At 37.8% G+C, this 14,674-nt stretch carries 12 protein-coding genes; 10 read left to right on the top strand and 2 right to left on the bottom strand.

What is annotated here, in order from left to right; translation table 11 throughout:
- Positions 1-62: 62 nt before the first annotated feature.
- Entirely contained in the window at positions 63-1,073 is a 1,011-nt protein-coding gene (locus F936_RS07265) for an AraC family transcriptional regulator (RefSeq protein ID WP_005046252.1), read from the bottom strand.
- A gap of 291 nt (positions 1,074-1,364) precedes the next feature.
- On the opposite strand from F936_RS07265, the gene F936_RS07270 reads away from it, so the two are divergent.
- The 8 genes from F936_RS07270 to F936_RS07305 all read left to right on the top strand — a co-directional run bounded on the left by F936_RS07270 (position 1,365) and on the right by F936_RS07305 (position 10,959).
- The gene (locus F936_RS07270; protein ID WP_017390038.1) at positions 1,365-1,970 is read left to right on the top strand and encodes an RBBP9/YdeN family alpha/beta hydrolase; all 606 of its coding nucleotides are present in this window, start codon (positions 1,365-1,367) and stop codon (positions 1,968-1,970) included.
- A gap of 102 nt (positions 1,971-2,072) precedes the next feature.
- Positions 2,073-3,902 (top strand): DUF1302 domain-containing protein, encoded by a 1,830-nt coding sequence (locus F936_RS07275; RefSeq protein WP_080631704.1) that lies wholly within the window; start codon positions 2,073-2,075, stop codon positions 3,900-3,902.
- 69 nt (positions 3,903-3,971) lie between these two features.
- The gene (locus tag F936_RS07280; protein WP_005046261.1) at positions 3,972-4,382 is read left to right on the top strand and encodes a PH domain-containing protein; all 411 of its coding nucleotides are present in this window, start codon (positions 3,972-3,974) and stop codon (positions 4,380-4,382) included.
- Between the two features lie 70 nt (positions 4,383-4,452).
- A complete protein-coding gene (locus tag F936_RS07285; RefSeq protein WP_005046264.1) occupies positions 4,453-5,826 on the top strand; it encodes a PQQ-dependent sugar dehydrogenase in 1,374 nt (457 codons plus the stop codon).
- 177 nt (positions 5,827-6,003) lie between these two features.
- A complete protein-coding gene (gene salA, locus F936_RS07290; protein WP_003652528.1) occupies positions 6,004-7,281 on the top strand; it encodes a salicylate 1-monooxygenase in 1,278 nt (425 codons plus the stop codon).
- A 42-nt stretch (positions 7,282-7,323) separates the two neighbouring features.
- A complete protein-coding gene (locus tag F936_RS07295; RefSeq protein WP_005046270.1) occupies positions 7,324-8,679 on the top strand; it encodes an MFS transporter in 1,356 nt (451 codons plus the stop codon).
- A 90-nt stretch (positions 8,680-8,769) separates the two neighbouring features.
- Complete coding sequence (locus F936_RS07300) at positions 8,770-9,660, top strand: LysR family transcriptional regulator (protein WP_005046273.1); 891 nt, start codon at positions 8,770-8,772, stop codon at positions 9,658-9,660.
- Positions 9,661-9,807: 147 nt separating this feature from the next.
- Positions 9,808-10,959, top strand: a complete 1,152-nt coding sequence (locus tag F936_RS07305; protein ID WP_005046275.1) for a sterol desaturase family protein — start codon at positions 9,808-9,810, stop codon at positions 10,957-10,959.
- Positions 10,960-10,997: 38 nt separating this feature from the next.
- On the opposite strand, the gene F936_RS07310 is transcribed toward F936_RS07305, so the two are convergent.
- The gene (locus F936_RS07310) at positions 10,998-12,200 is read right to left on the bottom strand and encodes an MFS transporter (RefSeq protein WP_017390036.1); all 1,203 of its coding nucleotides are present in this window, start codon (positions 12,198-12,200) and stop codon (positions 10,998-11,000) included.
- Between the two features lie 134 nt (positions 12,201-12,334).
- Here F936_RS07310 and F936_RS07315 point away from each other — a divergent pair, with 134 nt between their 5' ends.
- Together F936_RS07315 and F936_RS07320 are read left to right on the top strand one after the other, a co-directional pair.
- Entirely contained in the window at positions 12,335-12,907 is a 573-nt protein-coding gene (locus F936_RS07315; protein WP_005046279.1) for a TetR/AcrR family transcriptional regulator, read from the top strand.
- Between the two features lie 446 nt (positions 12,908-13,353).
- A complete protein-coding gene (locus F936_RS07320) occupies positions 13,354-14,652 on the top strand; it encodes a dicarboxylate/amino acid:cation symporter (RefSeq protein WP_003652519.1) in 1,299 nt (432 codons plus the stop codon).
- Positions 14,653-14,674: the final 22 nt, after the last annotated feature.

The raw sequence follows: 14,674 nt of genomic DNA on the forward strand, positions 1-14,674 counted from the left end.
CTTCTTTTATTTAAAGCTGCGTTTGAATCAATTCATCTTCTTTACTCTAAATACACACGTGCTTAATTCAGTAGCGATTTGTTATGACTACGCCACATATTCGGTGACATCCCAAATTGACTAATGAACCAACGAGTAAAAGAACTCGGCATCGAGTAACCTAAAATATCAGACACTTGAGCAAGTGAATAATTTAGATTTTTTAAATAGCGAAATACGAGATCTTTGCGTACTTCATTGATTAAATCACTAAAACTCGTCTGCGCTTCTTCTAATCGACGCTGTAAGGTCCGGACATGAATACCATGTGTTTGAGCGACTTGATCAATCGTAGCGCGGCCCATTGGTAAAAGAAGATAAATACTTTTACGAATATCAAAAATCATGGTCGATTCATTACTATTCTGTAAAATATCTAAATAACGCTGTGCATGGTTGGCCATGGCCAGATTGGCTTGAGGATTTGTTGTATCAAGTTCGGCTGCGGTACAAACAATGCCATTAAAGTCACTGCCAAATTCTAAGGCACAGCCAAAAATCCGCCGATGGAGGGTTAAATCGCTTGGTGGATTATGCGTAAAGTGAACACTTAATGGTCGCCATTTTTGCATCATGAGTGCTGCACAAAAACGATGAGTGATCCCTAAAGCAAGTTCGGTTGCTTGGCGACTATACCCGCAAGTTGTGGTCACAACTTCTTCTCGAATAACAACCGTATCGTCAATTTCTTCAATATATATTTCAAGTGAGTTATTGAGTAAATTTCTATAACGAACAATTGTTTGTAGCGCTTCTCTCAAAGTATATTGGTAACTTAATAATAAGCTCAGTTCACCAAAATCAGCGATTTCACGTTGCTCTGCCATATATAAACCGAAAACATCGCAGCTACTCATTTGGGCTGAGTCTTCAAGCAAGGTAATTGCCTTATCTACAGGAATGCGTTGTTTAAGATCATTCAATTGAGCTTGGCTAAGCCCAACACGTGATAATAAATGGTAGGGGTTAATATCGAATTGTTGAGCAACTGCCAAATAATTTTTTAAAGAGGCCGTATGCGCAAGAGGTACCATTTTATTATCTCCTTGTTCTTAATCAGCCATATTCCTTACGGCTCATCTTTACTTATAACCAAAATATACACATTACAAAAGCTTTTATTTAAGAGCTTAATTGTTAAGTACGCTTAATGTGAAACTTCTTCTTTTAACTTAATTGTAATTACAAAAAATATTTTAATTAATTTACTAAATTTTAAAAAGATGTGTCGTCAAATGAAAAGTCCGTGACGCCTTATGTACACCATTAACTGAAATGAGCCTTTATTGTGAGTGGAGTTTTATAAAAACTCTTATGCATCCTAGATGGCAAAGTTCACAGGCGTCAAAATGGAAAAAATACAAACCAACGCAACAATTTTAATTATTCCGGGCTTACGTGACCATGTTCCCGACCATTGGCAAACGATATTAGAGACAAGACTAGCGAAGGTTCGCTCTGTACCACCTGTACAAACCAATAAACTCAATTGTGAAAATAGAGTTGCTGCTATACAAAAACAACTCGAACAAATACAAGGTCCTGTTATTTTAGTTGCCCACAGTGCGGGTGTTCTGATGACTATACACTGGGCTGCCAAACATCAAAGACCAATTCAAGGTGCTCTACTTGTTGCTCCTCCTGATTTAAACAAAAGTTGGCCTGAAAATTATCCGAGTTCAACCACACTTCATCAAGAAGGGTGGAGCCCTTTACCTCATCAAAAGTTACCTTTTTCCAGCATTTTAGTTGCAAGCACCAATGACCATTTAGCTCGCTATGAAGCTGTAAGTGAAATGGCAGAAAAATGGGGTAGCCAACTCGTAAATTTAGGTGAAGTGGGGCATTTAAACCCTGCATCAGGCTTTGGTTATTGGCCTTTAGCTGAGCAATTTATTCAACAGTTAGATCAGGTGGAACAACCTGCGTAGTACGAAAAAACATCTGCTTATATAAACCATTTAAAAGCCAATGGATGGCTTTGAGTAATAAGCAATAAATAAGAAAAATCATATTTATAGGGAGATAATATGATGAGGCATTACGTATATTTAAATCAAACAAACCAACATATTTTATATATTCAAAAAATAGGTGTTTCATTAAGTCTGATTTTATTCATGTCTAAAGCGAATGCAGCTAGTTTTGATGTTGATAAAGACTGGAAGTTCGATACAAAAACGACATTAAGCCTAGGCGCCAGTTGGAGTACACAAGATCCATCCGTTTCATTACTTTATCGGCCTGATGCAAACAAAATTGGTAAACAAGGCTCAAGCATTGATGTGAATGGTGATGATGGACGCATGAATTTTAGTAAATATGATGCCATCTCACAGATCATTAGAGGCATAACAGAAGTTAAGCTAAATGGAAAGCAGCAGGGTGCGGTCATCAGTACTAAATATTGGTATGACCATGCCTATGAGATAGGGGAAGGAGACTTTAAACCCTTTAATGATTCAGCGTGGCCAAGGCTCGCAAAGTTCAAGGGAATTGATTTATGGAATGCCTATATATGGAAAGATTTTGAACTAGGCGATGGAAAAAGCATAAATTTAAAATTAGGTAAACAAACATTAACTTGGGGAAAATCTCAGTTTTTCCAAAACGGTTTAAACTCGGTGAGTGCATTTGATTTTGCTGCAATCAACCGACCAGCTGGTGATGCAAAAGAAAGAATCATTCCAACCGAAATGTTTTCATTCGATACAAGCATTAATAAAAATTTGAAAATAGAAGGATTCTATCAATTTAAATTTAGGCCTTCAGTGGTTGATGGCAGCGGGACTTTCTTTGAGATTTCAGACTTTGTTCCCGAAAATGCGGGTCCAGTTCTGATTGCTGGAGGGGGTGATAAGTTATCTGATACGGCAGTGCGTTTAGGTAGTTATATTCCACGTGCAGAAAGCAGAAAAGCAAAAGACAACGGTCAATATGGTATTGCCTTAAAACAGACTTTATCAAACCTCAATAATGCTGAGTTAGGTATTTACTATGCGAATTATCATAGCCGTAATGCAAACTTTGATGGAACGGCTGTAACAGCATCGGGCCCCGAGCACTTTAATACCGCAAGTTATTTTTCTATTTATCCTGAAAATATCAAAATGTTTGGATTAAGTTTGACTGGGAAAGTTGGAACAACAACCGTTTTTAGTGAATTAACCCACAAACCTAATCAACCTTTGCAATTAAACGGTACCGACATTGTCTATGCTCAAGTGTTATCGGAAGGCACACCATTTGCACCGCCGGGGGAAACTGCTGACTTAGGTCAATATATTCAAGGTTATGTACGCTTACCTGTAACACAATTTTCAATCGGAGCAACTGACAGCATATTTAATATTTTGGGCGCAAATTCGATGACATGGTCTACAGAGTTTGCCTTAAACCATATTGCAGATATTGGTAATCATCGGATTGGCCGGACAGGAGCATTTGGTCGTAGTGAGCTTTCAACAGGTGCTTATAATCCAGAGACAGGAGCATTTAAATGTACGCCGTATGGTACAGCCCATCTTACAAATGCAGAAATAGACAATTTAAATGAACGTTTTTGTAATAAAAATGGATTTTTTAATGAATGGTCATTTGGGTACCGATTACGTGGCGCATTAACTTATCAAGATATTTTACCCTCTACAGTGATTACTCCAAGTCTTAGTTTCCGACATGACGTTTATGGATATAGCCAAAACTTTCAAGAAGGGCAAATGAGTGTAAGTACGGCGTTATCTTTAACTTATCAGCAAAAATATACAACAGAGATTGCCTATAATAACTTTTTTGGTTCTAATGAATTTAGCACGATAGATGATCGAGATTTTGTATCATTAACATTTAAAGCTAATTTTTAGTTCAATTATTTTATTAAAAAAATATAGAAATACTCTTTATAAATGAGATTTAGACGTGGAGGATAACTTTTGAAATTTAGATCAAAAATTGATTGGTGGCTTTTATTAATATTTGTTGTTATCACTGCCAATATCCTTATGAAAATTTATGAAGCAAATCATCATTATTCTTTAGCTTCAAATTTTCCGCATCTCATTATTTATAGTTTAATCATTTTTCTTATTTGGCTCCCCATCTTTAATACTTATTATGTGGTCGAAAACAACACTTTAATTATTAAGAGCTTGGTGTTTCGATGGAAAATTAATATTAATGATATTACCCAAATAGAGCCTACTCATAATCCACTTTCATCTCCAGCGCTCTCATTAGATCGACTCAAAATTTATTATATGAAAAATGGAGAAATTACTTCAGTGATGATTTCACCAAAAGATAAAGAACGTTTTTTTCAAGCCATAAACAAAAGACTCCATTAAAGTTGCTTGTTTAATTGCAAACATAAATTACGCTATTTCCATGACGACAAAAAATAAATGGAGATAACCCATGACGACACGTTTTTTACTGCCGATTTTTGGCACTACGGTTTTAATTACATTAGTTGGATGCGCTTCATCCTCTCAATATCCAATTACCGACAGTTATGGGCCAGATCCAAAACTTCCTGAGCCTAAATCAAGCCTATTACCAACCGTTAATATAGCTCCAGCAGAAGGCTGGCCGAGTGGTGTTATGCCAACACCGGCAGAAGGTCTGAAGGTAAAAGCATTTGCAAAAGGGCTTGAACACCCGCGTTGGCTTTATGTGTTACCAAATGGTGATGTATTGGTTGCCGAAACAGATGCCCCACCTAAACCAGAAGACGGTAAAGGGATTAAGGGTAAAATTATGACTTTCGTGATGAGACGTGCAGGATCATCTCACCCGAGTGCCAATCGTATTAGTTTGCTTCGAGACACTAATGGAGATGGCGTTGCCGATCAGAAAACGGTATTCCTTCAAAACTTGAATTCCCCATTTGGTATGGCATTGGTCGGTAATAATTTATATATCGCCAATACGAATGCACTTGTGCGTTTTCCTTATCAAGAGGGCGAAACTCAAATTACAGCCAGTGGAACCAAAGTATTGGACTTACCGGGCGGTCCTTTAAATCACCACTGGACCAAAAATGTGATCGCTAACCCAGCAGGGAGTAAGCTGTACATTACTGTTGGTTCTAACAGCAATGTTGCTGAAAATGGTATGGATAAAGAAAAAGGTCGCGCACAAATTATGGAGTTTGATATTGCAAGTGGTCAGTCACGTCCATTTGCAACGGGACTACGTAATCCGAATGGTATGGCTTGGCAACCTCAAAGCGGAAAACTTTGGACGGTTGTTAATGAGCGCGATGAAATTGGCAGTGATTTAGTACCTGACTATATGACTTCGGTTCAAGACGGTGCTTTTTATGGCTGGCCTTATAGCTACTATGGTCAACATGTAGATGTACGAGTAAAACCACAAAATCCTGAACTGGTCGCACGTGCAATTAAACCTGACTATGCACTAGGTAATCACACAGCCTCTTTAGGTCTTGCATTCTATGCAGCTGAACTCATGCCACAATATCGTGGCGGCGCATTCATTGGGCAGCATGGTTCATGGAACCGTAAACCGCACAGTGGTTATAAAGTAGTTTATGTACCATTTAGAAGTGGTCAACCCTCTGGTCCTCCACAAGATGTTTTAACAGGGTTTTTAAGTGACAAAGGCAAAGCTTATGGGCGCCCTGTAGGTGTAGCAGTTGATTTTTCAGGTGCAGTGTTAGTTGCAGATGACGTGGGCAATACGATTTGGCGTGTTTCACCAGTTGCAGAGACGACTTATGAAGCTCCGATGAAATATGCTATTGGAACCCCGCCAGGCACACCATAAAGTATACTAACGATCATTTATTAGCATGGGCGGTCTTTAAGCTTTATAGAGGCTCGTCCAACTGGCTATTATTTAATTTTTAAATAATTGAACGAAAAAAATACTAATTGGACTTTATAAGCCAACTTCTCAAAAATGAATATGTGAAAACAACAATGATGTTTAAGGATAAAACACATGAATACACATATTCGAATTGCCGTGGTTGGTGGCGGTATTGCTGGTCTGGCATTGGCAAGTAATTTAAGTAAACATGCTCATTTAGATGTCCAAATGTTTGAATCTGCACCTCAGTTTTCTGAAATTGGGGCAGGAATTTCTTTTGGAGCAAATGCAGTCAAAGCGATTGAACTGTTAGGTTTAGCCAACGAATATCACGCAATTGCAGATAAGGTATCTGCACCATTTCAAGATGTTTGGTTTCAATGGCGCAATGGTTATACCGATGAATATTTATCTGCATCGGTAGCGGCAGGTGTAGGACAGTCTTCTGTTCATCGTGCTGATTTTCTAGATGCCATTATTCCTCACATGCCTACGCAAAATGTCCACTTTTCTAAACGACTTGAGTCTATTGAAGAACAAGAAGATCAAGTCATTTTACATTTCAATGATGGCAGTCGCCATGAGTGCGATTATTTGATTGGGGCTGATGGTATTCGCTCTGTTGCCCGCCAATATGTTTTAGCTACTCATCATTTACTACCTGTTCAACCACGCTTTTCAGGAACTTGGGCATATCGTGGCATCATTTCACATGCTTCATTTAAAGAAGCTTTGCAGCAAATAAATGGCGATACAGATTTAGCAGATATTCCCCAAATGTTATTGGGTAAAGATAAGCATATTTTGACGTTCCCAATTCGTAAGGGTGAACAAATCAATATTGTTGCCTTTTGCTCAAATCGTGAAGATACGGTACTACCAGCCGATACACCATGGACACGCCCTGTCGATAAAGCTCAAATGCTTTCTGATTTTTCAGACTGGAGTGAGAGCTGTCAAAAGTTACTGGGTTTAATTGAGCAACCTACCATTTGGGCTTTACATGAAATTGAGGAGCTTTCCACCTACCAAAGTGCCTCGGGTCACGTGATACTTATGGGTGATGCCGCACATGCCATGTTACCTCACCAAGGGGCTGGAGCAGGGCAAGGTCTTGAAGATGCTTTGATCCTTGCAGCCTTACTAGCGACAAAAAACTTACACTCGGATCAACTCACCGATGTGTCTTCAATTTATGAAAAGCTGCGTGTAAAACGAGCTTGCCGTGTTCAACAAACCTCTCGTGAGTCTGGTGAAATTTATGAGTGCTATTCAACTCAGTACTCAACGTTTGCAGAAATTGGCGAGCACCTTGAACATCGTTTTGACTGGTTGTGGCAACACGATTTAGAGCAAGATGTTACAGATGCACAGCAACAATTAAAACAGCTAGGAATGGCGACTATTTAAATCATGTGATGCTTTATAAACAATTTGCTAAGGAAAGCAATTATGGAAAAACTAAATGCAAATCAACTCATTGATGAAGCAAAGTTAACGCCATTGCATTGGCGAGTAATTTTGCTGAGTGCACTTATTATTATTTTTGATGGATATGATCTGGTCATTTACGGTGTTGCATTGCCTAAACTCATGCAGCACTGGCAGTTAGATAGTATGACTGCAGGGCTTTTAGGTAGTGTTGCACTATTTGGCATGATGTTTGGTGCAATGCTGTTTGGAAGTTTAGCGGACAAATTAGAGTCTTATGGCTTTAGTCGTAAACGCCTTATTATGTTATGCATCATGATTTTCAGTGGTTTTACTGTGTTATGCGGTCTTGCCGATAGTCCCAAAGCGTTTGCAATATACCGGTTCATTGCGGGCCTAGGTTTAGGTGGTGTAATGCCCAACGTCATTGCCCTAATGACAGAATATGCCCCAAAAAAGTTAAGATCTACCTTAGTTTCACTGATGTTTAGTGGTTATGCCATTGGTGGTATGGGCTCGGCACTTTTAGGCATGTGGTTGGTACCTAATTTTGGTTGGCAAATCATGTTTATTTTGGCAGGCATTCCGTTGGTTCTATTACCGATTATTTGGAAATATTTACCAGAATCGATTGATTATCTAATTCGCCAGAAGAAGTGGGATGAGGTACGACATTTACTTCAAAAATTGGCCCCAGAACAAAATATAAGTGTCCAGACCAATATTGTTTTACATCAGGAAAACCAACAAGTTGCTGCTCGTCCGTTGGTTGCTCTATTTACCGAGAACCGTGCTTTAGTCACTGTGTTTTTCTGGCTGAGTGTATTTATGGCTTTACTGATGGTGTATGCGCTCGGTAACTGGATACCAAAACTCATGGTCGAGGCGGGATATGATTTATCAACCAGTCTAGTCTTTTTACTGGCATTAAATTTAGGTGGAATGCTTGGTGCGATTGGAGGTGGTTTCTTTGCTGATCGTTTTCATCTCGGCAAGGTCATTTGTTCACTGTTCTTAGCGGGTGCAATTTCACTTTACTTATTAAGCTATGCTTTACCTATGGTGATTTTATATCTCTGCATTGCTGTTGCAGGTGCAGCTTCTATTGGAGGGCAAATTTTATTACTGGCTTATATGGCTCAGTTTTATCCTTCTCCAATTCGTAGTACTGGCATTGGTATGGCTTTAGGCGTAGGCCGTATTGGCGCTATTCTGGGACCGATTTTATGCGGTTGGCTTTTAAGTCTGCATTTACCAATTGAATATAATTTTATTGCTTTAGCCATTCCGTGTGTACTTGCCACATTGAGTGTTATTGCCATAAGTATTTGCAGTCGAACCAAACGGGTCATGCTGAATTCAAGCATATCTCCATAAGAATTAAGTATTTTTTATCCCAATAAAACAAACTAAACTCTAAACAAAGAAGTTAAAGCCTTTGTTTAGAGTATTTAAAGGATCAGAACCATGGATTTAGGTTTGATTAAAGTTTTTGTCTGTATTTATGAGTCTCGTCATATTAGTAAAGCTGCTGATAAATTAAATTTAAGCCAGCCTTCGGTGACTTATAATTTGAACCGATTACGCCGTCAGTTGAATGATGAGTTATTTACCCGAAGTCGCGGTGGCGTCGAACCGACAAAAGTCGCTCATGAACTTTATCCAATTTTCCATCAAGCGATTTTTAACATTGAATCGGCGATTGCTCAAGCACAGGAATTTCATCCTGAAAACTCAAATAAAACTTTCCGAATTGGACTGTCAGATGCTGGTGAAATTTGTCTTTTGCCTAGTCTTATGGCTTTTTTACAAAAAGCAGCCCCACATATTCAAATTGAAATTGAAGAGATTCGATCAGATAAGGTTGAGCAGTGGCTCATTGATGGTTTTTTAGATCTGGCTGTCTTTAATAGTACGCAGACAATAATGCCGAAAATAGAAACACGTACTTTATTTGAAGAAAGATATGTATGTATTGCCAGAGCTAACCATCCGAGGCTACAACAGCAACTGACTTTAGAACAGTATTTGCAAGAAGATCATGTTGCCATTAAATCATCGACAGGGCATATCCAAGTTGAGCAATATTTAAAAACAATGGATTTTAAGCGACGCATCCGTTTAGAAGTCCCGCATTTTAGTGTTTTACAAGGCGTTTTACAGAGTTCAGATATGTTGGTGACATTACCGTCACGAGCAGCTCGACATTATCTAGCTCATGGTAATGTCCAAATGTTTGAATTACCTTTCGCTATGGATTCTTTTAAAGTGAGCTTGAACTGGTTTAATCGTAGTGATGATATTATTGCCAGAAAATGGCTGATTCAATCTGTCGGTCAAATATTTGAAGTTCTATAAAACCATTAACATCTGTGTTGAAAGTTATATTTAAAATTTAATTTTCAGGTTAATGGATCTGATCTGAGAAGTTAAAGTTCTTTCCAATTTATTATTAAATTTTGATAGCATTCGCGGTATACACAATAAGAACTGTTGATACGAATTATGACCGATCAATTAAGAGCAAAATTTGAAAATTTAGAACTTAACGCAGGTTTAGGGAAAATCAGCGCCTTTATTTCAATGTCACTCAGCTTGCTTTGCTTATTTGGTGCTTTATGTTTTTTATTTCCCAGTGTATTAACCACCCCAGAACTTCGTCCTCTTTACGCAAAGCACTATAATCTTTTCTATTATGGCCTGATCACTGGCATTGTGATTAGTGCAGGCTTTGGTGCATTTAGCGCGATTGTTCGTCAAAACCGATATGGGTTCTACGGGCTATGTTTCTCACTTGTTGCAGCAGTTTTGGGTTGCGGCGTAATTGAAGCACCCGTTTTACCAAGTGTACCGTTTTATGCAGGTATCGATTATTTTGTACTAACCCTATTCATTTTAGCGTTTGTTTTTATTCCGCTTGAAGGTTTTTTTGCTAAAAATCCTGAACAAAAAATATTAAGAGTCGGTTGGGTGACCGATATGAAATATTTCATGGTCAGCCATGTTGGGATTCAACTATTCAGCTTTTTAACGGTTATGCCAATTCAATATTGGATTACGCACCTGCCTGATAACCCGATTGTACCTTATGTACAAGCTCAACCAATTTGGCTTCAATTTATTGAGTTACTGATTGTGGTGGATTTTACGGTGTATTGGTTGCACCGTGCTATGCATGAAGTTAATTTCTTATGGCGCTTTCATGCGATTCATCATTCGACTGAATATATGGATTGGTTAGCATCTTCTCGTTTGCATGTCATAGAAGTATTAATGACTCGCTTTATTGCGACTTTACCGATTTTCCTGTTGGGTTTTCATACTTCAGCTGTTTTTGCTTATTTAGTTTTTATTTCGTTTCACGCTATTTTTATTCATTCCAATGTGCGTTTTCGCTTTCCATATTTGCGCTGGATTATTGCAACACCAGAATTCCACCATTGGCATCACTCTTCAGAAAAACCAGCGATTGATAAAAATTATGCTGCTTTTATCCCACTCTATGATGTTATTTTTAAAACCGTCTATATGCCTAAACATTTGGCAAGTGTATATGGAACGGTTGGCTATAAAATCCCAAATAGTTTTGTGAAACAATTTACTTGGCCTTTTAAAAAGTATGTAAAGCGGTTTTTAAAACCTTGGCGTGATCAGTAAAGTTAAAAAAAGCCTCATTAGAGGCTTTTTTAAAATCATTATTTGCTTTTAATATTTTTAAAAATCATCACAAGGGCAATCAGAGCAAGGCCAATAATTAAACTCATATAAATATTAGCACTGTTCATAAGTCCAATTTTACCCACAAAATAACCTGCAAGAATTGCCGGAATACTAAAAGCCAAATAGCTTTCAACAAAAAATGCGGCCATAAGTCCTGCACGTTCTTCTGGTAACGCAAGCGGCATGACTGTACGAATTGCTCCCATAAAAGCGGTACCAAAACCCACTCCAGTAATAATAGAGCCTAAAAATAAAACCACTGCACTTGTAAAATTAATCGCCAAAAATAAAATGGTTGCCCCAATAATGATGGATAAGGTACCCGTGAGCAAAATACGAAAATTTGTAGATTTTCTTAGGGTTAATATGCCGGCTGCACCTGAAAGTGCAAGCGCCATAAACATAATTCCGTTTAACCATGCAGAAGAGGTTTGAAAAATCTTTGCGAGTAAAGAGGGCATAAGTGATAAGAAAAAACCACTGACCATCCAAAGTGCAATGTTAATAGGGCTAATGCTTAATAAAGCACTTCTCGCTTGAGGAGGAATAGCCATGTTGGGTTTTAAAGAAGCAAGTGCACCCGATCTTTTTTGTGCAGTTTCAGGATTAAAAAAACTTAAAATGAGTTGGAATGCGAAGAGAACACATAAAAGCTCAAAAACGAGCTGCAAAGGTTGAGCTGAGAATTGCAAAATAGTACATGTAATAAAGATGCCAGCTGCCATACCGACCATTGGAGCAATACTATTAATCAAGGAGCCCTGATGTTTGCTGAAATCTAAAATTGCGGCTCCTATGGCAGAAACAGCAAGTCCGGTCGCGATGCCTTGCAGCCCACGAGCAATAAATAGCATAGAAACATCTGAGGCAAAAAGGAAAAAGCTCATTGAAACGATTTGCAGAAAAATTGCAGAAAGAATGACAGGTCGACGTCCAATATAATCAGATAAAGAGCCAATAATGAGTAAAGAAGCAAGTAAGGTAAACGCGTAGGTCGCAAAAATTAAGGTTAATGTAACAGGCGAAAATTGCCATGCTTGCTGATACAAGCGATATAGAGGAGTCGGTGAGCTGGACGCGGCCATAAATGTCATGAGCGTGATCGTGTTTAAGGTCAATGCAACTCTTGAATCTAACTGAAAAACAGATCTAGACCGTTTCGAACTTGAATTGTTCATATAAGATGAATAACATAAAAGCGAATATTTAGCTTTTATACATTATTTTTACACTAAAGCAAATCCTTAGCTTTAGTGTATTTTGTATATGCAAATAATATTTTAATTGTTTTTTATTGAAGTAGAGCTGATTAATGGCAAAAGTTGTTACTGGGTTACGACCGGGCGGCCGTAGTGAAAGAATCCAAACTGCGGTACATCAAGCAGTCAAAGAGCTTCAAAAAACATTGGAGCAAAGCCAAATCACCATACCCATGATCGCTCATGAGGCAGGAGTAACACCTTCAACAATTTATCGCCGTTGGGGAGACATTAATCAGTTATTTTCAGACGTTGCTCTAAATGAACTCAAACCTGATATGGAGCCAAAAGATTTAGGTTCATTTCAACTTGATGTTACCGCTTGGGTCGAACAGTATTTTGAAGAGTATTCTTCTGAAGTAGGACAGGTCTTACTACGTGATGTGTTATATGCAGCAGAATCTTCAAATGCCCGACAATGCGAAACCTTAATTATTCAGCAACTCGATATTATTCAAGCTCGAGCAAGACTACGTCATGAACCAATCATATCGAATCAAGAAATTATCGAAGCAGTCATTGCCCCAATGCTGTTTAGAATCTTATTCACTGATCGCACCTTATGCTTAGACTATGTCCATATTTTATTAGAGCGGTTATTTAAGGCTCATTCCAATTTTAATTAATTTATAGCGGCCTATTAGTCTAAATATTTAACAAGAAATAGACGCGGGTTCTCATTAAGAAATCATATATCAGTTTTTCTTATTATTTTTAAAATAAATTTTCATAATTTATAATTTATATGTTTTATATAAAATCATTTATTTAATAAATGGTTGGCTTGATGTAGATAATGAAGTACGCATGGTGGGTTTTATCACTATTTATGGTATAAAATATTAATATAAATAATAGCTTATTTAAAAAATTAACTATTTTTACGATATTTAAAGCCTAAAAATAAAATGTATTCTATACAATTTAATGCATGATTTTTGAATTTAACATTTTTTAAATTTATGACACAGGGTGTTTTTTATTCTTTACAATGGCTTTTCCTTGTTAGAGCAGCTTGTGGTGCTTGCTTTATATTTTATTTTTTTATCCCCATCGAAAAGGTATTTAGATAATGGATTTCAATACCCTTGACCAAGAAGCAGTACAGAAAAAACAGAAATTTCACCAAATTTTGTATGTACAGGTCATTTTTGCAATTATTTTGGGCATTTTAATTGGTCATTTTTACCCAGAACTTGGCGAAAGTTTAAAACCACTTGGTGATGCATTCATCAAGATCGTTAAAATGATTATCGCTCCCGTCATCTTTTTAACTGTTGTTACAGGCATTGCCAGTATGACAAACATGAGCCGAGTCGGCCGTGTAACTGGTAAAGCTATGCTTTATTTCCTTACCTTTTCAAGCTTGGCGCTTGTGGTTGGTATGATTGTGGCAAATATTATCCAACCGGGTAAAGGCCTTAACATTGATCCAGCTACCTTAGTCAACGACAAAGTAAATACTTATGTTGAAAAGGCGCATGCAACAAATATTACCGACTTCTTCATGAATATTATCCCGCAAACATTGGTCAGTCCTCTGGCTGGTGGCGAGATTTTACAGGTGTTATTTGTAGCGGTGCTATTTGGTATTTCTTTGGCTGCTTTGGGTGACCGAGCACGTCCAATTACCGATTTTTTAAATAACTTAACAGCTCCAGTTTTCTACTTGGTTGGTATGTTAATGAAGCTTGCTCCAATCGGTGCTTTTGGTGCAATGGCTTTTACGATCGGTGCGTATGGAATCGAATCAATTGGTAATTTATTACTGTTAATCATGACGTTCTACATTACTGCTGTGTTATTTATTCTAGTAATTTTAGGTGCAGTAGCTCGCTATAACGGTTTTTCAATTATTCATTTAATTCGTTATATCAAAGATGAACTTTGGTTGGTTTTGGGAACAAGTTCTTCTGAAGCAGCTTTGCCATCTTTAATGGACAAAATGCAAAAAGCAGGTTGTGAAAAATCAGTTGTAGGTTTAGTCATTCCAACAGGTTATTCATTTAACCTTGATGGTACAAATATCTATATGACTATGGCGGCTCTGTTTATTGCACAAGCTTGTAATGTAGATTTATCAATTAGTGAGCAAATCGCATTGCTTTTAGTCGCAATGGTAAGTTCTAAAGGTGCAGCAGGGGTGACTGGTGCAGGTTTTATTACTCTAGCTGCAACTTTATCGGTTGTACCAGCTGTTCCTGTCGCAGGTATGGCTTTAATTCTTGGTATTGACCGCTTTATGTCTGAGTGCCGTGCTTTAACAAATCTAGTGGGTAATGCATGTGCAACAATTGTTGTGGCACGTTGGGATAAGGCTTTAGATAAAGATCTTCTTGATAAAGCATTAAAGAACCCTAAAGCAGATTAACCTTACAAAAAAATCTGTAGCT

It is taken from the genome of Acinetobacter calcoaceticus DSM 30006 = CIP 81.8 (assembly GCF_000368965.1).
Taxonomy (GTDB): domain Bacteria; phylum Pseudomonadota; class Gammaproteobacteria; order Pseudomonadales; family Moraxellaceae; genus Acinetobacter; species Acinetobacter calcoaceticus.